Annotated in this window: 1 protein-coding gene; it reads right to left on the bottom strand. The window is 69.9% G+C overall.

The genetic code is table 11. The features are described 5' to 3' along the window. Positions 1-1,047: cell division initiation protein (locus ACWGO6_RS19155; RefSeq protein ID WP_452327691.1), on the bottom strand; the 1,047-nt coding region annotated here is incomplete at both ends.

The raw sequence follows: 1,047 nt of genomic DNA, 5'->3' as shown, positions 1-1,047 counted from the left end.
CGGCAGCGAGTCGTCGGAGAAGATGCCGTCGGGGCGGATGAGTTCCTTGACCTCGGCCATGAAGCTCGACAGCTGCTGCTGCTGCCACCGCAGCTGACGGGTGCGGTCTTCCGCGTCGTGCAGCACCGCCGTGGTGTGACCGGTGACCGAATCGACGATCTTCTGCGCCTTCGCGCGAGCGCGCTCGAGGGTCTCGCGGGCACGCACCTGGGCTTCGGCTTCGATCGCCTGCGCCTGCGAGCGGGTCAGGCGCTCGTAGTCTTCGGCACGAGCCGAGATGCGCTGAGCGTGCTCGAGGGACGCCGAGACCTGCTCGTTCGCGTCATTCGTGATCCGCTCGGCGTGCGCCACGGCCTGGTTGTGCAGCACGAGGAACTCCTGCTGCGCGTCGTCCTGGCGGCGGGTGAGGGTCTCTTCGAACTCCAGCACGCGGGCGTTCATGTCGCGGACATCGCGCTCGGCATCGGCGCGCAGCTGGGTGGTCTCGCGGGTGACGAGGGAACGCAGCGCGGCCGCGCCCTTCTCGGCCTCGGTGCGGATCGCGGTCGCCTCCTGGGCAGCCTGGTTCACCTTCTCGGCGGCGTGGGCGGCTTCGCGCTCGATGCGAGCCTCGTGCGCCGTGTACTCGGTGTCCATCTTCAGGCGAACCTGGTCGGCGTCGCGCTGCGCCTGGGCGGTGATCCGCTCGGCGTCCGCCTCCGCCTCGGCGCGCTGCGCGGTCACTTCTTCCCGTGCGGACGTCATCAGGCGGTCAGCCTGAACGGCTGCGTTCTGGATGAGCACGTTCGCCTGCTCTTCGGCGACCCGCAGGATCGCCTCGAACTGCTGACGCGACGGCGCCTCCTCGCCGTCGGCCTGAGGAGCATCGACGAGCTCGGACGTGAGGGTCGCGACCTGCTGCTCGGCATCTGACACCTTTGCCTGCGCGGCCGTCAACTCGCTCTCGAGGGCTTCGCGGGCCTTGCGCTCCTCTTCGCGCACCGCTTCGACGGCCTCCTCTTCGCGAGCCTGCGCCTCGGCGACGTCGGCCGCCGCCTGCTTGAGCTG

The organism is Microbacterium sp. NPDC055665 (assembly GCF_053618035.1).
The sequence above is the reverse complement of the archived record's forward strand: the minus strand, read 5'-3'. Positions and strand labels throughout refer to the sequence as shown.